This window comes from Streptomyces sp. NBC_00316, assembly GCF_036158715.1.
Taxonomy (GTDB): Bacteria; Actinomycetota; Actinomycetes; order Streptomycetales; family Streptomycetaceae; genus Streptomyces.
The window spans coordinates 2,187,914-2,208,046 of record NZ_CP108023.1 but is presented as its reverse complement, the minus strand read 5'-3'; the positions used below and the strand labels follow the sequence as shown (position 1 = coordinate 2,208,046).

Genomic DNA, 20,133 nt, shown 5'->3' with positions numbered 1-20,133 from the left:
CGGAGGTTGATCACGCTGTGCTGTTCGCCGCCACTCCGAGCCCCTACCTGGTACTGGGCCCGGACCTGGTGATCGTCGACGTGAACCAGGCGTACCTGGTGGCCAGGCCGTGTATCGAAAGTGGATCTTGGCGATGGATGATTGTGGTTCATGGCGCGGGGAGATCTCACGGATGAACAGTGGTCGGTGCTGGAGCCGTTGTTGCCGAGGGGGACGAAGGCGGGACGGCCGCACGTCTGGCCCCGGCGGCAGCTGGTCGACGGCATACGGTTCCGGGTCCGGACAGGGGTTCCGTGGCGGGACGTCCCCGTTGAGTACGGGCCGTGGGGCCGGATCTACGACCTGTTCCGCCGATGGCAGCGGGCCGGCACCTGGCACCGGGTCCTTACCCAGCTCCAGTCCCTGGCTGATGCGAAGAGTGCGATCACGTGGGAGCTGAGCGTCGACTCCACGGTGTGCCGTGCCCATCAGCATGCAGCCGGGGCTCGGAAGCGGGGTGACCTGCAGAAGGAACCGCCGGGCGGTGTATTCACCGAGCTCCGTGATCACGGACTGGGACGCTCGCGCGGCGGGTTCACCACCAAGCTGTACTTGGCCGTCGAGCAGGGTCAGAAGCCCATGTCGATCGTGATCACCGCTGGGCAGCGCGGTGACTCCCCACAGTTCGAGGTCGTCCTGGGCCGCGTTCGGGTGCCCCAGCTCGGGGCCGGAAGGCCCCGCACCCGGCCACGGCAAGTGCGGGCCGACAAAGCGTACGCCTCCCGCAAGAACCGGGCCTACCTGCGGCGCCGCGGCATTCGCTGCACCATCCCGGACAAGGCTGACCAAGTCCGCAACCGCAAGAAGCGGGGGTCCTCCGGTGGCCGACCGCCGAAGTTCGACCGGGAGGACTATAAAGCGCGGCACGCGGTCGAGTGCGGCATCAACCGCCTCAAGAGGCACCGTGCCGTGGCGACGAGATACGACAAACTCGCGGTCCGCCGATTGAACCGTCAGCCTGCTCACGAAGTATGTCGGCGTGGCCTGCATGGCGAGCCGTCTCTTCGATCATGTGCACCAGTACCCACCGCATCGGTCGCACAGCACCCGCTTTGCCTGCCGCCCGAGCACACGGATGGTTCAAGTTGTCACAACGCTTGATGATCTCGTTGGATCGTTCAATGGCACCGAGGTAGGCAGCGAGAAGACTGTCCACGGTCTCACCCTCGGCGAGATCCATGCTGAAATCCGGATGCTCGACATCGGCACCCTCGAAGGCCCAGGCGAACCAGTAAAGCTCCGCCGCCGTCAGGTGCTTGACCAGGCCGAAAACGCTGGTGCCAGAGGGCACCCCGGGCGTTCGCCCCTGCCTGTCATCAAGGCCCTGCGCCTTCGCAACCACTGCTTCACGGACGTAGTTCAAGAACGTGAGCAATGTCGACTTCTCGTCGGAGTCGCTGCCAGGTGGGCCTACGTCGCGGCGTCGTTGCGTCTCTGTCATCGGGGCACACTAGCTTGATCCACTTTCGAAGCGCACCCTAGTGCTGTGACTGCATAGGTTCGCCGGGTTGGTCGTCGTGGCGGTTGGATGTGCGGTGACGTCCGATCCGACCGCTGGAGGCGCGGTGGCCGAGCCTGTCCGTGTGCGCAGACTACCGACCAGGAGGGGCAGCGGCTGCAGCAGATCGTGCGCCGGGGCAGCACCAACTCGGTGCGCTATCGGCGCGCGATGATGCTGCTGGCCTCGGCCGGCGGGAATCGGGTGTTGGTGATCGCCCAGCTGGTGGCGCCCGACGAGGACACCGTGCGCGATGTGATCCACCGGTTCAACGAGGTCGGCCTGGCCTGCCTGGACCCTCGGTGGGCGGGAGGCCGTCCCCGCCTGCTCAGCGATGACGACGAGGACTTCGTCGTCCAGACGGCCACCACCCGCCCCACCAAGCTCGGCCAGCCTTTCACTCGCTGGTCGCCACGCAAACTCGTCGCCTACCTGCGCACAGTCCACGGCCGAGTGATTCGTATCGGCCGCGAGGCGTTACGCGGCCTGCTCGCCCGCTGTGGAGTCACCTTCCAGCGCAACATGACCTGGAAGGAATCCACCGACCCCGACCGCGAGGCGAAGCTGGACCGGATCGAGCACGTCCTGGACCGTTTCCCGACCGGGTCTTCGCGTTCGACGAGTTCGGCCCACTCGGGATCCGGCCGAAGCCGAGCATCGACCTGGTGCACGCCCATCGCCTTTGAGGCGACAGTCCCGGAGGATCGTTCAGCTTTTCAGCGGAACCGAGGCACGGAACGCGAACTGCCGCCGAAGCCTCCCCTCCGTCACCTCGCCCATCGCATGATTGCCTCACTCGCATCACACGATCCTGGGGGAATTATGAGGACCCGCACCGCCGTCGCCTCGATCGCCTTGCTCACGGCCGCACTTACCGCATGTGGCACGTCCGAAACCGATAGGCAGGCCGACTGTCAGAAGGCCATCAACGCCACACGCACATACACCGTCCCCGACCGGCCCGAGGCATGCCAGGTTCTCAGTGAAGAGGACTATGAGATGTTGCGGACGGCCTGGGTGAGCAAGAACAGGGGCATCAACCCAGGGAGCGGCGTCGTCGACACGGGAAAGTGAACCGGAGGCCAGCAGAACTCTGAACCTGTTGAGCACGGCAGGCTGCCCGACATGGTGGGCTCGGTCGGGCGTTCCAGGGCGAGCGAAGACACCGAGCTGACCGCACCTCCGATATCTGGGCCTGGCGGTGGTACTTGCGCTGCCTGCTCGGGTGGCCAGCCCGCCGGGTGCCTTTCGTGACGAAGCGCACCGGGAACTGGCGCGCGCACGAGCCAGCCGTTTCCCGCCGGGGTGGTTCACGCCCGGCCTCCTGCTGTTCGACGGCCACGTCTGCCGGCGCCGTGGCGAAGGACTCACTCGAAGCGGTCGAGGAGCGTGGTCTTGCCGGTGGAGTGGGTACCGGGCGTTCCTGGCCGGATACGCCCAGGTCCGCCCGCTGCCAACAGATTTTGCCGCGCCCCTGGAGCCGTACCTGCTGCTGAGCGACGCGTTCGTGTTCGTCCTTACACCGCCCGGCGGTTCCTTCTGCAGGTCACCCCGCTTCCGAGCCCCGGCTGCATGCTGATGGGCACGGCACACCGTGGAGTCGACGCTCAGCTCCCACGTGATCGCACTCTTCGCATCAGCCAGGGACTGGAGCTGGGTAAGGACCCGGTGCCAGGTGCCGGCCCGCTGCCATCGGCGGAACAGGTCGTAGATCCGGCCCCACGGCCCGTACTCAACGGGGACGTCCCGCCACGGAACCCCTGTCCGGACCCGGAACCGTATGCCGTCGACCAGCTGCCGCCGGGGCCAGACGTGCGGCCGTCCCGCCTTCGTCCCCCTCGGCAACAACGGCTCCAGCACCGACCACTGTTCATCCGTGAGATCTCCCCGCGCCATGAACCACAATCATCCATCGCCAAGATCCACTTTCGATACACGGCCTAGCACTCACGGTGAAGGCTGACGGGCACTCAGGTATTTCTGATGCATCGTCACCAATCCAAGATCATCTTGCACGCACGTTGCACAAGGTGATGAAAAACAGCGATGTTCAATGGAAGATCGCGCAAGTGTGTAACCGCAGGTCAGTGGGCATTTAGGAGTGTCGTGCCCCTCGTCTCCTAGGGGCACAACACCCCGCCCGTCAGATGTCCCGGAAGATCTCGATCTGCGCTCCCACCGAGTTGAGCCGTTCCGCCAGCTCCTCGTACCCGCGGTTGATGACATACACGTTGCGCAGTACGGAGGTTCCCTCCGCCGCCATCATGGCCAGCAGCACCACCACGGCGGGCCGCAGCGCCGGCGGGCACATCATCTCGGCCGCGCGCCAGCGGGTCGGGCCCTCCACCAGGACCCGGTGCGGGTCGAGGAGCTGGAGCCGGCCGCCGAGGCGGTTGAGGTCCGTCAGGTAGATGGCGCGGTTGTCGTAGACCCAGTCGTGTATCAGGGTCTTGCCGTGCGCCGAAGCGGCGATGGCCGCGAAGAACGGCACGTTGTCGATGTTGAGGCCGGGGAACGGCATCGGGTGGATCTTGTCGATCGGGGCCTCCAGCTTGGAGGGCCGGACCGTCAGGTCGACCAGCCGGGTACGGCCGTTGTCCGCCGCGTACTCCGCCGTGCGGTCGCAGTCGACGCCCATCTCCTCCAGCACCGCGAGCTCGATCTCCAGGAACTCGACCGGCACCCGGCGGATCGTCAGCTCGGACTCCGTGACCACGGCGGCGGCGAGCAGGCTCATCGCCTCGACCGGGTCCTCGGAGGGGGAGTAGTCGACATCGACGTCGATGTTCGGCACGCCGTGCACGGTCAGCGTCGTCGTACCGACGCCGTCGATCCGTACGCCCAGCGCCTCCAGGAAGAAGCACAGGTCCTGGACCATGTAGTTGGACGACGCGTTGCGGATGACGGTCGTGCCGTCGTGACGGGCGGCGGCCAGCAGCGCGTTCTCCGTCACGGTGTCGCCGCGCTCGGTCAGCACGATGGGACGGTCGGGGGAGACCGAGCGGTTGATCTGGGCGTGGTACAGGCCCTCGGTCGCGGCGATCTCGAGGCCGAACCGGCGCAGCGCGATCATGTGCGGCTCGATGGTCCGGGTGCCGAGGTCGCAGCCGCCCGCGTACGGCAGCGTGAACTGGTCCATGCGGTGCAGCAGAGGGCCGAGGAACATGATGATGGACCGGGTGCGGCGGGCCGCGTCGGCGTCGATGGCGGCCATGTCGAGCCGGGCCGGAGGGACGATCTCCAGATCGGTCCCGTCGTTGATCCACCGGGTGCGGACACCGATGGAGTTCAGCACTTCGAGGAGCCGGTAGACCTCCTCGATACGGGCGACGCGGCGCAGTACCGTACGCCCCTTGTTGAGCAGCGAGCCGCACAGCAGCGCCACGCATGCGTTCTTGCTGGTCTTGACGTCTATCGAGCCGGAGAGCCGGCGTCCGCCGACCACCCGCAGATGCATCGGCCCGGCATAGCCGAGCGACACGATCTCACTGTCGAGTGCTTCACCTATTCGGGCAATCATCTCAAGGCTGATGTTCTGATTGCCGCGTTCGATGCGGTTCACGGCGCTCTGGCTGGTGCCGAGCGCTTCGGCGAGATGGCTCTGTGTCCAGCCCCGGTGCTGACGGGCGTCACGTATGAGCTTGCCGATGCGTGCGAGGTAGTCGTCTGACATGCCGCCACGCTATCTCAGATATGAGATGGGGGCTGTTCGGGGTGTGGTGTTCGGGTGACGGGTGGGGCGACACGCCGGTGGGAGAACGGCGGGATCGGCGTGCGCGGAGTAAAGGGCTGCGGGACGCCGTGACATGACACATGCCGCGGCGCCGCCCACAGAACGCGCTGCCTGCTCCCATCGTCCGCCCGGTGCGGCGGTCCGTCGCGCGGTGGGCGTCCGGACGGGTGCCACGTCGTGGGTGTACCGGCATGGCGCTCTGCGGCGCAGGCCGTTCACGTGCGCCGGGGAACCCGGTTGCCGGGGCCGGACACGGCTGAGAGGGTCTCGGCCATGCCTACTTTCTCCGCGCATGACGGAACCGAGCTTGCCTACCACGTGTCCGGAGAGGGCTCTCCGGTGGTCTGCCTGCCCGGGGGTCCGCAGGATTCCGCGTACCTGGGCGATCTCGGGGGCTTTTCCGCGCGCCGGGCGCTGGTCAGGCTGGACATTCGGGGCACCGGCCGGTCCGCGATGCCGGAGGACATCGCCTCCTGTCGATGCGACCGGCTCGTCGACGACGTGGAGGCCCTGCGTGAGCACCTCGGCCTGGACCGGATGGATCTGCTTGCGCACTCCGCCGGCGCGAATGTGGCGGCGCAGTACGTGGCCCGCCATCCGGAGCGTGTCGGCAGGCTCGCGCTGGTCGCGCCGAGCGTCAGGGCCGTCGGCCTCGTGATCACGGGAGACGTCCGGCGCGAGACCGCTCTGCTCCGCCGCGGCGAGCCGTGGTTCCCGGCGGCCTTCGCGGCTCTGGAGGAGATCGTGGCGGGCAGGGCCGCCGCCGACTCCTGGCGGGCCATCGCGCCGTTCTCCTACGGCCGCTGGGACGAAGTGGCCCGGGCCCATCAGGGGGCCGAGGAGGAGCAGACGAACGCCGAGGTCGTGGCTGCCTTCGGTGCCGAAGGCGCCTTCGATCCGGACGCCACCCGCACCGCGCTCGCCCGCTTCGCGCCGCCGGTGCTGCTGCTTGCCGGGGAGGTCGACCTGGGGGCCCCTCCGCGCACCGTGGCAGAGTTCACCGAGCTGTTTCCGAATGCGGAACTCCTTGTTCAGCCCGGAGCCGGACACTTCCCGTGGCTCGACGACGCCGATCGTTTCGTGACGGCCGTCGGGGCATTCCTGGGGTGAACGGCCGCCTTCCCGGTGCGGCGCGGGCAGCCGGGCATGACCCTTCCAGGACGATGTACTAGAGTTATCTCGACATCGAGATATCTGCCGAAGGCGCACCGCAGCCGCCAGCCGGTAAGGGTTACCTAACTAAGCCTTACCTTAGCGGATGGTGGAGGAGCCGTAGGCGGCACCACGCGGCGCCCGCCGTAATGAGGCGCGGCGCGGTAGTACGCGCACATTGATGAAGGAGACTGTCGTGTCGGCGAACAGCTTCGACGCCCGCAGCACGCTGCGCGTGGGCGACGAGTCGTACGAGATCTTCAAGCTGGACAAGGTCGAGGGCTCCGCGCGCCTGCCTTACAGCCTGAAGGTGCTGCTGGAGAACCTGCTCCGCACCGAGGACGGCGCGAACATCACCGCCGACCACATCCGGGCGCTCGGTGGCTGGGACTCCCAGGCCCAGCCCAGCCAGGAGATCCAGTTCACGCCGGCCCGCGTGATCATGCAGGACTTCACCGGCGTTCCCTGTGTCGTGGACCTCGCCACCATGCGTGAGGCCGTGAAGGAGCTCGGCGGCGACCCGGCGAAGATCAACCCCCTCGCGCCGGCCGAGCTGGTCATCGACCACTCCGTCATCGCGGACAAGTTCGGCACCAACGACGCGTTCGCGCAGAACGTCGAGCTGGAGTACGGCCGGAACAAGGAGCGCTACCAGTTCCTGCGCTGGGGCCAGACCGCCTTCGACGAGTTCAAGGTCGTCCCCCCGGGCACCGGCATCGTCCACCAGGTCAACATCGAGCACCTGGCCCGTACGGTCATGGTCCGCAACGGCCAGGCGTACCCCGACACCCTCGTCGGCACCGACTCGCACACCACCATGGTCAACGGCCTCGGTGTGCTGGGCTGGGGCGTCGGCGGCATCGAGGCCGAGGCCGCGATGCTCGGCCAGCCGGTCTCCATGCTCATCCCGCGTGTCGTCGGCTTCAAGCTGACCGGCGAGCTGCCCACCGGCACCACCGCCACCGACCTCGTGCTGACCATCACGGAGATGCTCCGCAAGCACGGCGTCGTCGGCAAGTTCGTCGAGTTCTACGGTGAGGGCGTCGCCGCCACCTCCCTCGCGAACCGCGCCACCATCGGCAACATGTCGCCGGAGTTCGGCTCCACCGCCGCGATCTTCCCGATCGACGACGAGACGCTGAAGTACCTGCGCCTGACCGGCCGTGACGAGCAGCAGGTCGCGCTCGTCGAGGCGTACGCCAAGGAGCAGGGCCTGTGGCTCGACCCGGCCGCCGAGCCGGACTTCTCCGAGAAGCTGGAGCTCGACCTCTCCACGGTCGTCCCCTCCATCGCCGGCCCGAAGCGCCCGCAGGACCGCATCGTTCTCGCCAACGCCGCGGAGCAGTTCGCGCAGGACGTCCGCAACTACGTCTCCGAGGACGAGGAGTCCGGCAAGGAGTCCTTCCCGGCCTCCGACTCCCCGGCCACCACCAACGGCGTGCCGTCGCGTCCGACCACGGTCACCGCCCCCGACGGGACGACGTACGAGATCGACCACGGCGCCGTCACCGTCGCCGCGATCACCTCCTGCACCAACACCTCGAACCCGTACGTCATGGTCGCCGCCGCGCTCGTGGCCAAGAAGGCGGTCGAGAAGGGCCTGACCCGCAAGCCGTGGGTCAAGACCACGCTCGCCCCGGGCTCCAAGGTCGTCACCGACTACTTCGACAAGGCGGGCCTGACCCCGTACCTCGACAAGGTCGGCTTCAACCTCGTCGGCTACGGCTGCACCACCTGCATCGGCAACTCCGGCCCGCTGCCGGAGGAGGTCTCCAAGGCGGTCAACGAGCACGACCTGGCTGTGACCTCGGTGCTCTCCGGCAACCGCAACTTCGAGGGCCGGATCAACCCCGACGTCAAGATGAACTACCTGGCGTCCCCGCCGCTGGTCGTCGCGTACGCCATCGCCGGTTCGATGAAGGTCGACATCACCAAGGACGCCCTGGGCATCGACCAGGACGGCAAGCCGGTCTTCCTCGCGGACATCTGGCCCACCGAGGCCGAGGTCAACGACGTCGTCGCCAACTCCATCGGCGAGGACATGTTCAACAAGTCCTACCAGGACGTCTTCGCGGGCGACGCCCAGTGGCAGGCGCTGCCGATCCCGACCGGCAACACCTTCGAGTGGGACGCCGAGTCGACGTACGTCCGTAAGCCCCCTTACTTCGAGGGCATGACGATGGAGACCACCCCGGTCTCCGACATCACCGGCGCTCGCGTGCTGGCCAAGCTGGGCGACTCGGTCACCACCGACCACATCTCCCCGGCCGGTGCGATCAAGGCCGACACCCCGGCCGGTAAGTACCTGACGGAGCACGGCGTCGAGCGCCGCGACTTCAACTCGTACGGCTCGCGCCGCGGCAACCACGAGGTCATGATTCGCGGCACCTTCGCGAACATCCGCCTGCGCAACCAGATCGCCCCGGGCACCGAGGGTGGTTTCACCCGCGACTTCACCCAGGCCGACGCGCCGGTGTCGTTCATCTACGACGCCTCGCAGAACTACCAGGCCGCCGGCGTCCCGCTGGTCATCCTGGCGGGCAAGGAGTACGGCTCCGGCTCGTCCCGCGACTGGGCCGCCAAGGGCACCGCGCTCCTCGGTGTCAAGGCCGTCATCGCCGAGTCGTACGAGCGCATCCACCGCTCGAACCTCATCGGCATGGGCGTCCTCCCGCTCCAGTTCCCGGAGGGCGCGACCGCCGAGGCCCTCGGCCTCACCGGCGAGGAGACCTTCTCCTTCACCGGCGTGACCGAGCTGAACAACGGCACCACGCCGCGCACGGTCAAGGTCTCCACCGACACCGGTGTGGAGTTCGACGCGGTCGTCCGCATCGACACCCCCGGTGAGGCGGACTACTACCGCAACGGCGGCATCATGCAGTACGTGCTCCGCAGCCTGATCCGCGGCTGATCCGTCCGGCCGGCAACCGGTAGAAACGCGGAACGGGCCGCGCTCCTCTTCGAGGGGCGCGGCCCGTTCGTGCTGTCACACGGGTGTGGATCAGAACATGAGGCGGTAGGTGTTCCAGCCGCCGGCACCGATCTTCACGCGCGCCTTGTACGGGGCCGCGGCGTTGCCGGTGCCCGAGTAGCGGTACAGCGCGCCGGAGCTGTCACGGGCGATCAGGTCGCTCAGACCGTCCCCGTCCAGGTCGCCCACGCCCACGAGGGTGTTGTAGACGCCCCAGCCGCTGCCGACCTTGGTGCGGCCCGAGAAGGGGGCCTTGTAGTCGCCGGTGCCCTTGTACAGCCAGAGCACGCCGGCCGTGTCGCGGGCGACGATGTCGGTCTTGCCGTCACCGCTCAGGTCGCCGACACCGGCGATCTGGTTGTAGATGTTCCAGCCGCTGCCGACCTTGGTGCGGCCGGTCAGCTTGCCGTTGCCGTAGCCGAGGTAGATCCACAGGGTGCCGGCCGAGTCACGGGCGATCATGTCCGGAGCCGCGGCACCGCCGAGGTTGCCCGGCGAGAGCACCTTGTTGTAGATGTTCCAGCCACCGCCGACGGTGATGCCCGCATCGGCCTCGCTGGACGCATAGCCCAGGTAGCCGTCGGTGGTCCATACCCAGAGGTCGTCGGCGACACCGTCGCCGTCGTTGTCGGCCTGCTGGGCGTTCTTGACATCGCCCCAGTCGCTGGTGAGCAGCTCGCGAGCGTTGTACCCGCCCGAGCCGTTCGGCTCGTAGAAGTACAGGTTGGAGCCGGAGACGGCCTCCAGGGCGCGGACCTCCGCGGCGGCCGACGTGGTGGCGGCGAGCGGCGCAGCCTCCATGGCGGGGGCCGACTGGAACGTCCCTGCGGACGCCGCCGCCTCAGCGGCACCCTGCGGGTTGTCGGCGGCCACCGCACCGGTGGTCGTGCCGACGAGAGCGGCGGTTATCGCCGCGACCGTGGCACGGGAAATGAAGCCCGTGCCCTTGAGGCCAGAAAATTTGGCCACGTAGTTCTCCATGTATGTGGTTCTGCTGTGGTCCGCCGTGCCGGACCGGCACGGCGGACCACAGCTTCTCAGCATCGCTCCCTGAGATCTACACCGGCCAACCTGTTTGCGAGGGGCAGGGCGCGGAATGCCTCATCCGTCGGGATTTGTCACCGAAGAAGCGGGCCGGACCAGGTCGACGGTCGGACCGGTGACCGCATCAGAACATGACGCGGTAGGTGTTCCAGCCGCCGTGCCGATCTTGACCCGCGACTTGTACGGGGCGGCGGCGTTGCCCGTGCCCGCGTAGAGGTGGAGGGCGCCCGTGGCGTCCCGGCCGATCGGGTCGGTGACGCCGTCCAGGTCGATGTCACCGGGGGTGAACACGGTGTTGTACGCGTTCCAGCCGGTACCGATCGTGGTGCGCACGTAGGGATCGGCGCACCACGGCGGAAGGGCCGCATCCCCGGTGACGGGGGTGCGGCCCTTCGTTGTGCACGGGGTGTTACCGGCTACCGGACGGCTCAGAACATGAGGCGGTAGGTGTTCCAGCCGGAGGTACCGATCTGCACGCGGGCCTTGTACGGGGCCGCCGCGTTACCGGTGCCCTGGTAGCTCCACAGAGCCCCGGCCTTGTCGCGCGCGATGAGGTCGGTCTTGCCGTCGAGGTTCAGGTCACCGCTGGAGATGAGGTAGTTGTACGTGTTCCAGCCGGCGCCGATCTTGGTGCGGGCGGCGAACGGGGCCTTGTAGTTGCCCGTGCCCTTGTACAGCCAGAGGATTCCGGCCGAGTCGCGGGCGACGATGTCGTTCTTGCCGTCACCGCTCAGGTCGCCGTTGCCGGCGATCTGGTTGTAGATGTTCCAGCCGCTGCCGACCTTGTAACGGCCCGTCAGCTTGCCGTTGCCGTAGTTCAGGTACAGATACAGGTTGCCGCTGCTGTCGCGGCCGAGCAGATCGCTCGCGGCGGCGCCGCCCAGGTTGCCCGGGGAGACCAGCTTGTTGTAGATGTTCCAGCCGCTGCCGACCTTGGTCGGGGTGGTGACGTCGAAGTTCTGGTAGTAGAGGGTCGAGCCCTCGCGGGACCAGATGCCGTCCGCTTCCCCGTCACCGCCGTTGTCCACCTGCAGGACGGAGTTGACGGGCTGCCAGCCCGAACCGGCCTTGACGCGGGCGGTGAGGCCACCCTGGCCGGTGGGCGCGTACGAGTACGCTGCACCGGTCGAGTCGATGCCGTAGAGGGCGAAGATCGGGGCGGTCGCAGCGGCGGCGGCTGCTGCCGCGCTGGGCTGCGCGACGCCGGCGCCCAGGGAGGGCTGAGCGTTCGGGGAGTCGGCGGCGACCGCGGAGGTACCGGTTCCGACGAGGGCGGCGGTGAGTGCCGCGGCCGCTGCGCGAGCGGCTATGTGTCTGCGCTTACGGCCAGAGGTTTTGGCCACGAAGTACTCCATGGATCGAGATGAGTTGTGGCCCGCCCGCGAGCGCAGGCGGGCCACATGTTTCACTCGAATGGTGTCACCATTTCGGGTGAGAAACATGCCATTTCGATCAGAAGAACAGACGGTATGTGTTCCAGCCGCCCGTACCGATCTTGACCCGCGACTTGTACGGGGCGGCGGCGTTGCCCGTGCCCGCGTAGAGGTAGAGGGCGCCCGTGGCGTCCCGGCCGATCAGGTCGGTCACGCCGTCCAGGTCGATGTCACCGGGAGCGAATACGGTGTTGTACGTGTTCCAGCCGGTGCCGATCTTGGTGCGGGCGGCGAACGGGGCCTTGTAGTTGCCCGTGCCCTTGTACAGCCAGAGGACCCCGGACTTGTCGCGGGCGACGATGTCGTTCTTCCCGTCACCGGTCAGGTCGCCGTTGCCGGCGAGCTGGGTGTAGACGCCCCAGCCGCCGCCGACCGTGTAGCGCTTGGTGACGGTGCCGTCCCCGTAGCCCAGGTAGAGGAAGAGGTAGCCGGCGGTGTCGCGGCCGAGGAAGTCGCCTGCCTCGGCGCCGCCGAGATTGCCGGCGGAGAGCAGCTTGTTGTAGATGCCCCAGCCGTGACCGACGTTCTTGGCTGCGGAGTTGTCGTCGGCGGCGTAGAGCAGATTGCCCTTGCTGTCGGTCTGCCAGCGGCCGTCGGCGATGCTGTCGGCGTTGTTGTCCACCCGGCCGACGTACGTCACGTCCTTCCAGCCGGAGTCGAACGCGACGGGCCCCTCAAGGCCGCCGGTGCCGTTGGGTGCGTAGTAGTACGAGGCGCCGGCGCTGTTGAGGCCGGTCAGTCCGAACAGGGGCGCGTCGCCCGGCGTGGCAGCGAACGCGGAGGTGCCGGTGCCGACGAGGGCCGCGGTTATCGCGGCAGCGGCGAGACGGACGGCGGTGCGTCCGTGCCGACGGCCAGAAGTCTTGGCCACGTGGTTTCTCCATACTGCTGAGACGAGTCGTGGCGTGTGTCCGGACAACGGGACACGCCACGGATTTCCGGAGGATCCTTTCACGGTTCCCTCACAGGTCAATGGGTTTCCCTGGATACGATCAAGGCCGCATCTGCGCCTGAGGCACCGGTCCTTGGCGGATCCGGACAGGCCGAAGCGGGGCCGGAAGACCTCGTCGGGCAGTGGTCGGCGCCCTCACCCGACGGCGGTCGACGTGTGGATTCCGTACAACTCGTCCGTAACGTCCCGGAGTGATCGCCGGCCCCGCAGGCCGGGGCCGGCGCGCGGGCGCGCTGTGCATCGGGGCGCACGGGCCCGACGGGCTGCGTCGCACGCACATGTGCGAACGCCCGGGCACGGACCTGGCAGGTCCGCACCCGGGCGGGGTGGAGCGGGGTGGGGTGTGTCCGGCGGACCGCAGTCACCGGACACACCGGAGCGGTCAGCGCACGCCGAGCAGGTGCTCCATGGCGAGCTGGTCGAGCGCCTCGAACGCCATCGAGCGCTCGGCGGCGGCCGTCACGTCGAACTCCTCGAACGCGGTGGTGTCGGCGAGCAGGCCCTTGAGGCCGTCCTCGGCGGTGGGCCGGGCGAGCTCGTCGAGGCGGGAGGCGCGCAGGGCCTCCTGGACGGCCGGGTCGGCGCGGAACGCGGTGGCGCGCTCCTTGAGGATCAGGTAGTTGCGCATGCAGTTCTTCGCCGACTCCCAGACCCCGTCGAAGCCGTCGGTGCGCACCGGCTTGAAGTCGAAGTGGCGCGGGCCCGCGTAGTCGGACGTCTCGAGCAGGTCGACGAGCCAGAACGCCTGGCGCAGGTCGCCGGCGCCGAAGCGGAAGTCCTGGTCGTACTTGATGCCGGACTGGCCGTTGAGGTCGATGTGGTAGAGCTTGCCCGCCCACAGCGCCTGCGCGATGCCGTGCGGGAAGTTCAGCCCGGCCATCTGCTCGTGGCCGACCTCGGGGTTCACGCCGTACAGCTCCGGGCGCTCCAGGCGCTCGATGAACGCGAGGGCGTGACCGACGGTCGGCAGAAGGATGTCGCCGCGGGGCTCGTTCGGCTTCGGCTCGATCGCGAAGCGGAGGTCGTAACCCTGCTCGACGACGTACTCACCGAGGAGGTCGAAGGCCTCCTTCATGCGGTCCAGCGCCACCCGCACGTCCTTGGAGCCACCGAACTCGGCACCCTCACGGCCGCCCCACGCCACGTAGGTCTCGGCGCCGAGCTCGACGGCGAGGTCGATGTTGCGGATGACCTTGCGCAGCGCGTACCGACGCACCTCGCGGTCGTTGGAGGTGAAGCCGCCGTCCTTGAACACGGGCTGCGTGAACAGGTTCGTCGTGGCCATCGGGACCTTCAGACCGGTGCGGTCCAGGGCGTCCTTGAAGCGCGTGATGATCGCGGCGCGCTCGCTGTCCGAGGAGCCGAACGGGATCAGGTCGTCGTCGTGGAAGGTCACACCGTGCGCACCGAGCTCCGCCAGACGCTCGACGGACTCGACCGGGTCGAGCGCGGGACGGGTGGCGTCACCGAAGGGGTCGTTGCCGCGCCAGCCGACGGTCCAGAGACCGAAGGTGAACTTGTCCGCGGAGGTGGGGGTGAAACGGTCCGACATGAATCTGCCTCTTGTCGACGAGGGCCCGGACGGCTGCACCGCCGACCGACCAATTTGTTTGCTGAGAGTACTAATACTGCATCTCGGCTCCTGGTGCCAGACCGTCTCCGTGACACATCAGTCACATAGGGGCAACATGGTGGCATCGACCGACTCCTGGTGCGCCCGGATGAGGTGGATCGGCGAGTCGCCCTCTTCCCTGTTCGGCATCCCGGACGGATTTGTTTTGTGTCCGACCAAAATCGGGACGCGAGGGAGGGCGGAGCGGTGCAGGAGTGGCGGCCCTCTCCTTGCTCACGCGGGCCGCGGCGGCCGGCCAGGGCTTCGTACGTGTGCCCGAGCGGCCCCAACTGGCCTGCCCCTCTCGTGACATGGGTTCGCGGCGTGCGCGCGGACACCCGCATCCGAAGGTCTATCGTGGGCGCCATGTCCGCCCCTGAAATCATCCGCATCGTGTCCCGCGACTCGCCCATGGCGCTCGCCCAGGTGGAGCGCGTCCGTACCGAGCTGGCCGCGCTCCTTCCCGGCACCGCCACCGAGGTCGTCGCGGTCAGGACGACCGGCGACAAGTGGATGGGTGACCTGGCCCACGTCGAGGGGAAGGGGGCGTTCACCAAGGAGGTCGACGAGGCCCTGCTCTCGGGCCTGGCGGACCTCGCGGTGCACTGCGTCAAGGACGTCCCGGCCGACCGGCCGCTGCCTGCCGGAACCACCTTCGCGGCCTTTCTCGAACGGGACGACATCCGCGACGCACTCGTGCACCCCGGCGGTCTCACGCTGGACGAGCTCCCCGACGGAGCCCGGATCGGCACCTCCTCCGTACGGCGCAGCGCCCAGCTCGCCGCCTCCCACCCGCACCTCCAGTGCGTACCTATGCGGGGCAACGCCAACCGCCGCCTGGACAAGCTCGCCGCAGGAGACGCGGACGCGCTGCTCCTGGCCGTCTCCGGACTGGAACGCATCGGCCGCACGGACGTGATCACCGAAGTCCTGCCGGTCGATGTGATGTGCCCGCCGATCGGGGCCGGGATCCTCGCCCTCCAGTGCCGTGAGGGCGATACGGAACTGATCGACGCGATCAGCGGCCTCGGCCACCCCGCCACCCACCGCGAGGCCACTGCGGAGCGCATGTTCCTGCACGTGCTGCAGGGCCACTGCAACAGCCCCATCGCCGGATACGCCCGCACCGACGGCAGCGGCGAACTGTCGCTGCGGGCGAAGGTCTTCACACCGGACGGGAAGGTGGTCCTCAACGCGCACGAGTGGGCCGGCCGCCTGGACCCGGCCACGCTCGGCACGTCGGTCGCGGTTGCTCTTCTGCGTCAGGGCGCCCGCGAACTCATCGACGGCATCCCGCACTGAACCGGGCCGGCCACCGGCAGCTGCGGCGTCGACGGTAACCGGCCCGCCCGCTGCGCCGCTGTTCGGGCTCCCCGCCCGTTCAGGGCGACGTCTGATTCCCGCCAGCGCAGGGACGAGTGCCTGGCGACGCTGGGGTCATGAACACGACTCATGAGGCGCGCGCCATCGACGCTGCCGTACTGAAGCAGCTGCGCAAGCGGGACGACGCCGGTCTCGCTCGGCAGTCCGTCATCGATCCGCAGGGCGGTGCCCCGCTGCGCTGCTGTTTGCGACACAGCGAGGCCGGCGAGCGGATCGTCCTTGTCTCCTACGCGCCCTTGCGCCGCTGGGCGGCCGAGACCGGTGCCGACCCGGGCCCGTACGACGAGTGCGGCCCTGTGTTCATCCATGCCGACGAATGCAGCGGGCAGACCTCCGGTCCACGCTACCCGGCCGAACTGCACGGCGGGCGCCGGGTGTTGCGTGCGTACAATGCCGAGGGGCGCATCCTCGGTGGCACGCTGATCGAGATCCCCGCGGAACGGGCCGCCGAGGTGGACAGCACGCTGCGTGGCGTCTTCGCCGACCCGGCCGTGGAACTGGTGCACGTCCGCGCGGTGGAGTTCGGCTGTTTCATGGTGGAGATACGCCGCGGGTAGGAGCGACCGCCACCTCTGTGCCGGTCGGAGGACGCCCCGGACCGGGAAGCCGTCCGGTCGGACCGGTGGACACGGGGCCGACGCAGCCGGGAACGGCTCAACGGCCCCCCTCGGTGGACACGTAACCTACGCAGAGGAGGGGGGACGCGCAGAGCACAGAGAACGGACGGCACGCATGGGCGAGTTGATTCTGATCCGGCACGGCGAGACCGAGTGGTCCCGGTCCGGGCGGCACACGAGCCATACCGATCTGCCGCTGACCGACCTCGGTGAGCGTCAGGCCCGCGCCCTTGTGCCGTTGCTCGCCGACCGGAAGATCGGGCTCACTCTGGTCAGCCCGGCCCTGCGCGCCCGGCGCACTGCTGAACTTGCCGGGCTCACCTCTCCCCGTATCACCCCCGACGTGCGTGAATGGGACTACGGCGGCTACGAGGGTGTGACCACCGTCGAGATCCACCGCACCCGGCCCACCTGGAACCTGTGGACCGACGGTGTCACCCCCGGCCCCGAGGCGCATCCGGGGGAGTCACCGGCCCAGGTGGGGCAGCGGGCCGACCGGGTGCTCACCGAGGTCCGGGCAGCCGCCGAAACGGTGGGGGACGCCGACATCGCACTCGTGGCGCACTCCCACTTCCTGCGCGTGCTCACCGCCCGCTATCTGGGGCTGAATCCTGCGAGCGGCACCCTGTTCCAGCTCGCCACAGGGGCTGTCTCCCGGCTCGGAACCGAGCACGGCAATCCCGTCATCACCGCCTTGAACGTGGCGCTCCCCGAGAGTCTCTTCCATGTGGCCGCACCGGAGCCGCCGGAGCCGACCGGCTGATCCCGGGAGTGTGACGCCGGGGGCGTCCGAGGCGGGGTGAGAGATGCCCGTGCGGCGCCCGGCGTTTACAGGGATTCGGGAGCGCGCTAGCCTCCCGTAGTGAAAGTGGGAGCGCTCCCAAGCCTCCGTGTCCGTCCACCCGCACACCCGAAGCGAAGGGACGTACATCGTGATCCACCGGGCAGCGCGCCGAGACGCACGGCACGCCCATGAAGCCGGGCAACCGCACCTTCCTGTGCTGGCAGGACGCGCTGACCGGCACCGGTGAGATCAGACCGGTCAACCCCGCCTGTGCGGCCGCGGCGTAGCAGAGCGGGACGACCCCCTTCTACAACTGGTTCTCGGTGCTCCGCTCCGACGGCGCGGGGCGCACCCGGGGTTTCGTGCCCGACGGCGAGCTGTGCAGCGGCGGGAACCCGAACTTCACCGGCTTCAACCAGCCCCGGGACGACTGGCCGCTCACCACCTGGCCTCGGGTGCGACCGTCGACTTCGCGTACAACGCCTGGGCCGCACACCCCGGTTCGTTCTACGTCTACATGACCAAGGACGGCTTCGACCCGACGAAGACGCTCACCTGGGACGACATGGAGGACACCCCCTTTCTCACCGTCGACCATCCGCCGCTGAACGGGACCCCGGGCACGGTCGAGGCCAACTACTCCTGGTCCGGCGCCCTTCCGGCGGGCAAGGAGGGCCGCCACATCGTCTATGTGGTCTGGCGGCGCTCCGACAGCCAGGAGACCTTCTACTCCTGCTCCGACGTCGTCTTCGACGGTGGAAACGGCGAGGTGACGGGGGTCAAGGAGCCGACCACCCCGACCGAGCCGCCGCCGGGTCTGTGCACCGCGGTCCAGCGCACCACCAACAGCTGGACGGGTGGCTACCAGTCGGAGGTCACCGTCACCAACACCGGCGACGTGCCGATGCTCGGCTGGATGGTCGGCTGGACGCAGCCGGACGGCCAACGCGTCGACAGCCTCTGGAACGGCGCGATGACCGCCCAGGGACAGGACGTGATGGTCCACAACGCGGACTGGAACGGACCGTTCCTAGCCAGTGCGCATGAGTGAGTCTTGGACCCACTGTTGCGTACTGGGCGCATCCCGAACGGTGTTGGATGCGCTGGGTTCCCGCTTTCGCTTCCCGCTCGGCGACGGCCCTTTGGGGGGCCGGTCCGTGGTGGGTGGGCGGGTTCCCTCACGCCTCCGGGCGCCTGGTTCGGCCTGGGCGGTCCGATGCCTCGCACGATCACTCCGGTCGTGTGGGGGCGGTGCCGTCCGACGCCGGACCGGGTGTCCGAGGGCGCGTCTCCCGATCGCGATGCCCGCGGCATCGTGGCGGGACATGGTGCGGTGTGGGGTGGTCAGTGGTTTTTGCCAGTGCTGGGCACCCCACAGGCTGGTGTAGGCGGGGTCGACCGCGACAATCGCAAGACCCTGTTCGGCGGCCATGGAGACCAGCCGGGCCTTGAGCTTGGCGGTCGGCATGCCGGAGATGAGCTGCCTGAACCGCTTGCGGCGGCCGTGCTTCTCGCGGGTCTTCTCAGCCGTGAAGTCCAGGTCTTCGATGCCGATCACGGCGACACCGACCCGCACCGCCCAGTTGATCAACCGAGTCAGGGCATGGCGGATCTGTGCGTCGCGGTGGCCGGCGGTCCCGGACAGGTCGTAGCCGAAGCGGTGCGGGTCACCGACCGGGTTGCCGTGCCGGTCGAGCCGGTAGGCGGCGAAGTGGTCGGCGTTGGTGTCGACGCCGATCATGCCCCGGGCGCGGGCGGTCTCCAACGGGATGGTCTTCACGACCGGGCGCTGCCAGGACGCGGTGAGATACCAGCGTCCGCGCTCCACATCGAGGTGGATGCGGTAGGCCACGGCCCGGTTGGCGGCGATGCGGTCGGCCCACTCCGCACCCCGGTGCGCGAACCCGATGCGGGCGGTGAGGATGTACCGGCCGTGCCGGGTGTTGGCCAGGTGCGCGAGCGGGGCAGGCAGTTTGATGGACATTTCTCCGTCCGGGGTGACGCGGATCGTCTCGTTCCCGAACCGTTTGCCCGACTCGCCATCGGCAGCGATGAACCAGCGTTCCGCCTCCCACCGTTGTCGCCACTCGTCTTCGGTGAGACGGGCCTCGGCGAGGTGGTGGCGGGTGTTCAGCAGACGCTTGCCACCCCGTACCACCCGCACCCGTCCGGCCTGCCAGTCGGCAACAGCAGCAGCATGCCGATCTTCCAGTGCCGCGAGCCGGCGGGACTTGCGGAACCACTCGCCCTCCGACCGGTAACCACCCGCCGCACGCTTGGTGCCCTTCTCCCCGATCGGGAGGGACAGCCGGTGCCGCAGCGTCTTGATCCCGGCCGCCAGGTTCTGGATGTGCGCCGCCTGGCAACGGCGCGCCAGCGCCCACTGATCGTGTGTGGCCTTGGTGATCGCACCCGCGATCCGCGACGACGACTCCTTCGTAAGGTCCCGCTTACGTTCTGCCCAGGTCTTTGCACCGTGCTCGAGACCATCCGCACAGCGGGCCTTGAGATCACCGGATGCCAGCGCACCTTGATGCGCACCGACCGCACGCAGCACCCCCTCGTCCTGGGCGGTCAGGTGCTTGAGACGATCCCGGACCGCCACCCCGCAAGGCCCAGGCGCCACGAAGGACACGGCCAACGCCCGCACACCACCCACCACATCACCCCCACCCAGGCCGCACCCCCGCCACCCAGCCAACGAGCAACAACCGCCAAGGTCACCCATTCGGCCCCAGAACCCCCGTTCCCACCCCCACAAACCCACCCACAGGACTCACTCCCGCGCGCTACAACTCACTTCAATGCAGCAAACCGACAGCAGCTCACAACCCCTCGATCCCGGTGAATCCGCCACCTTCGGATACGTCTCCTCGGGCGGGGAGCCGGATCCGGCCACACAGTTCGACTGCACC

13 protein-coding genes and 4 pseudogenes are annotated in these 20,133 nt (G+C 68.5%); 8 read left to right on the top strand and 9 right to left on the bottom strand.

Annotated elements, in window-relative coordinates; translation table 11 throughout:
- Positions 1-150: 150 nt before the first annotated feature.
- Positions 151-975 (top strand): annotated as a pseudogene (locus OG878_RS09695) (IS5 family transposase); the annotation flags it as partial.
- Here the strand turns inward: OG878_RS09695 and OG878_RS09690 are convergent.
- Positions 932-1,480 (bottom strand): DinB family protein, encoded by a 549-nt coding sequence (locus tag OG878_RS09690; RefSeq protein ID WP_328886410.1) that lies wholly within the window; start codon positions 1,478-1,480, stop codon positions 932-934. The pseudogene OG878_RS09695 and the gene OG878_RS09690 sit on opposite strands and share 44 nt — an antisense overlap.
- Before the next feature lie 124 nt (positions 1,481-1,604).
- Between OG878_RS09690 and OG878_RS09685 the strand changes: the two are divergent.
- Positions 1,605-2,184, top strand: a pseudogene (locus OG878_RS09685) (helix-turn-helix domain-containing protein); the annotation flags it as partial.
- A gap of 865 nt (positions 2,185-3,049) precedes the next feature.
- On the opposite strand, the pseudogene OG878_RS42230 reads toward OG878_RS09685, so the two are convergent.
- Both OG878_RS42230 and OG878_RS09675 read right to left on the bottom strand, forming a co-directional pair.
- Positions 3,050-3,433, bottom strand: a pseudogene (locus tag OG878_RS42230) (IS5 family transposase); the annotation flags it as partial.
- Between the two features lie 247 nt (positions 3,434-3,680).
- A complete protein-coding gene (locus tag OG878_RS09675; protein ID WP_328886408.1) occupies positions 3,681-5,210 on the bottom strand; it encodes a helix-turn-helix domain-containing protein in 1,530 nt (509 codons plus the stop codon).
- Between the two features lie 333 nt (positions 5,211-5,543).
- Between OG878_RS09675 and OG878_RS09670 the strand changes: the two genes are divergently transcribed.
- Together OG878_RS09670 and acnA are read left to right on the top strand one after the other, a co-directional pair.
- Positions 5,544-6,380: an alpha/beta fold hydrolase gene (locus OG878_RS09670; RefSeq protein WP_328886407.1), complete on the top strand. Its 837-nt coding sequence runs from the start codon at positions 5,544-5,546 to the stop codon at positions 6,378-6,380.
- 238 nt (positions 6,381-6,618) lie between these two features.
- On the top strand, positions 6,619-9,333 hold the full coding sequence (acnA, locus tag OG878_RS09665; protein ID WP_328886406.1) for an aconitate hydratase AcnA: 2,715 nt from the start codon (positions 6,619-6,621) through the stop codon (positions 9,331-9,333).
- A gap of 90 nt (positions 9,334-9,423) precedes the next feature.
- Here acnA and OG878_RS09660 read toward each other — a convergent pair whose 3' ends face one another.
- The 5 genes from OG878_RS09660 to xylA form a co-directional block, all read right to left on the bottom strand.
- Complete coding sequence (locus tag OG878_RS09660) at positions 9,424-10,362, bottom strand: FG-GAP repeat domain-containing protein (RefSeq protein WP_328886405.1); 939 nt, start codon at positions 10,360-10,362, stop codon at positions 9,424-9,426.
- 132 nt (positions 10,363-10,494) lie between these two features.
- Positions 10,495-10,770 carry a hypothetical protein gene (locus tag OG878_RS09655; RefSeq protein WP_328886404.1) on the bottom strand — a complete coding sequence of 92 codons (276 nt, stop codon included), beginning with the start codon at positions 10,768-10,770 and terminating at the stop codon, positions 10,495-10,497.
- Positions 10,771-10,865: 95 nt separating this feature from the next.
- Positions 10,866-11,780 (bottom strand): FG-GAP repeat domain-containing protein, encoded by a 915-nt coding sequence (locus OG878_RS09650; RefSeq protein ID WP_328886403.1) that lies wholly within the window; start codon positions 11,778-11,780, stop codon positions 10,866-10,868.
- Positions 11,781-11,889: 109 nt separating this feature from the next.
- Positions 11,890-12,741: an FG-GAP repeat domain-containing protein gene (locus OG878_RS09645; RefSeq protein ID WP_328886402.1), complete on the bottom strand. Its 852-nt coding sequence runs from the start codon at positions 12,739-12,741 to the stop codon at positions 11,890-11,892.
- A gap of 463 nt (positions 12,742-13,204) precedes the next feature.
- Positions 13,205-14,374 (bottom strand): xylose isomerase, encoded by a 1,170-nt coding sequence (gene xylA, locus OG878_RS09640; protein WP_328886401.1) that lies wholly within the window; start codon positions 14,372-14,374, stop codon positions 13,205-13,207.
- Positions 14,375-14,800: 426 nt separating this feature from the next.
- On the opposite strand from xylA, the gene hemC reads away from it, so the two are divergent.
- The 4 genes and pseudogenes from hemC to OG878_RS09620 all read left to right on the top strand — a co-directional run.
- Positions 14,801-15,736 carry a hydroxymethylbilane synthase gene (gene hemC / locus OG878_RS09635; protein WP_328886400.1) on the top strand — a complete coding sequence of 312 codons (936 nt, stop codon included), beginning with the start codon at positions 14,801-14,803 and terminating at the stop codon, positions 15,734-15,736.
- 137 nt (positions 15,737-15,873) lie between these two features.
- The gene (locus OG878_RS09630; protein WP_328886399.1) at positions 15,874-16,374 is read left to right on the top strand and encodes a DUF1203 domain-containing protein; all 501 of its coding nucleotides are present in this window, start codon (positions 15,874-15,876) and stop codon (positions 16,372-16,374) included.
- Between the two features lie 175 nt (positions 16,375-16,549).
- The gene (locus OG878_RS09625) at positions 16,550-17,197 is read left to right on the top strand and encodes a histidine phosphatase family protein (protein WP_328886398.1); all 648 of its coding nucleotides are present in this window, start codon (positions 16,550-16,552) and stop codon (positions 17,195-17,197) included.
- 173 nt (positions 17,198-17,370) lie between these two features.
- Positions 17,371-18,242, top strand: a pseudogene (locus OG878_RS09620) (lytic polysaccharide monooxygenase auxiliary activity family 9 protein); the annotation flags it as partial.
- 6 nt (positions 18,243-18,248) lie between these two features.
- Here the strand turns inward: OG878_RS09620 and OG878_RS09615 are convergent.
- Positions 18,249-19,877 carry a transposase gene (locus OG878_RS09615; RefSeq protein ID WP_328886397.1) on the bottom strand — a complete coding sequence of 543 codons (1,629 nt, stop codon included), beginning with the start codon at positions 19,875-19,877 and terminating at the stop codon, positions 18,249-18,251.
- Positions 19,878-20,133: the final 256 nt, after the last annotated feature.

Coding starts and splice junctions, on each gene's coding strand:
- OG878_RS09690 (WP_328886410.1), bottom strand. CDS start 1,480: ATGACAGAGACGCAACGACGCCGCGACGTAGGCCCACCTGGCAGCGAC.
- OG878_RS09675 (WP_328886408.1), bottom strand. CDS start 5,210: ATGTCAGACGACTACCTCGCACGCATCGGCAAGCTCATACGTGACGCC.
- OG878_RS09670 (WP_328886407.1), top strand. CDS start 5,544: ATGCCTACTTTCTCCGCGCATGACGGAACCGAGCTTGCCTACCACGTG.
- xylA (WP_328886401.1), bottom strand. CDS start 14,374: ATGTCGGACCGTTTCACCCCCACCTCCGCGGACAAGTTCACCTTCGGT.
- hemC (WP_328886400.1), top strand. CDS start 14,801: ATGTCCGCCCCTGAAATCATCCGCATCGTGTCCCGCGACTCGCCCATG.
- OG878_RS09630 (WP_328886399.1), top strand. CDS start 15,874: ATGAACACGACTCATGAGGCGCGCGCCATCGACGCTGCCGTACTGAAG.
- OG878_RS09625 (WP_328886398.1), top strand. CDS start 16,550: ATGGGCGAGTTGATTCTGATCCGGCACGGCGAGACCGAGTGGTCCCGG.